Annotated in this window: 1 protein-coding gene; it reads right to left on the bottom strand. The window is 60.1% G+C overall.

The annotated features are described in order from the left end of the window. The coding region (locus A3754_RS01360; protein ID WP_255363098.1) for an AIR synthase-related protein at positions 1–793 on the bottom strand (793 nt) is incomplete at both ends.

Genomic DNA, 793 nt, shown 5'->3' with positions numbered 1-793 from the left:
CTTCATTACACCAGATTTCCACCGGGCTCATGCCGGGCTCGGAACTGGGCACTTTGCGCNGCTCCAGCTGGGCGCCCATATCATGATCGTGGACCAGCTCCGGCAAGGCGTTGGACAAACCGCCAGCGCCCACATCGTGAATGGATACAATCGGGTTATCGTCCCCGCGGGCCCAGCAGCGATCAATCACTTCCTGTACCCGACGCTCAATTTCCGGGTTCTCGCGCTGCACTGAAGCAAAATCCAGCGCTTCCGCAGACTGGCCGGAGGCCATGGAACTGGCCGCCCCGCCGCCCAGCCCGATCAGCATGGCCGGGCCACCCAACACAATAATCTTGGCGCCGGCGGGAATCGGGTTCTTCTCCACATGACCATCACGGATGTTGCCCAGGCCACCGGCGATCATGATCGGCTTGTGGTAACCGCGCATCTCATCACCGTTCACACCTGGTGCGTTAATTTCCAGGGTACGGAAGTAACCACACAGATTGGGACGACCAAATTCGTTATTGAATGCAGCAGCGCCAATCGGCCCCTCGATCATGATGTCCAGTGCAGAGGCAATGCGCCCGGGTTTACCGTAGGGCTGCTCCCAGGGCTGGCCAAAACCGGGGATATTCAGATTGGATACGGAAAAGCCGTTCAACCCGGCCTTGGGCTTGGAGCCACGGCCGGTGGCACCTTCGTCACGGATTTCACCACCGGAACCGGTGGCCGCCCCCGGATGCGGCGCAATCGCCGTAGGGTGGTTATGGGTTTCCACCTTCATCAGCATATGCACCGGTTCGTTCAC

It is taken from the genome of Alcanivorax sp. HI0083 (assembly GCF_001635175.1).
This window is presented reverse-complemented; position numbering and strand designations above follow the sequence as displayed.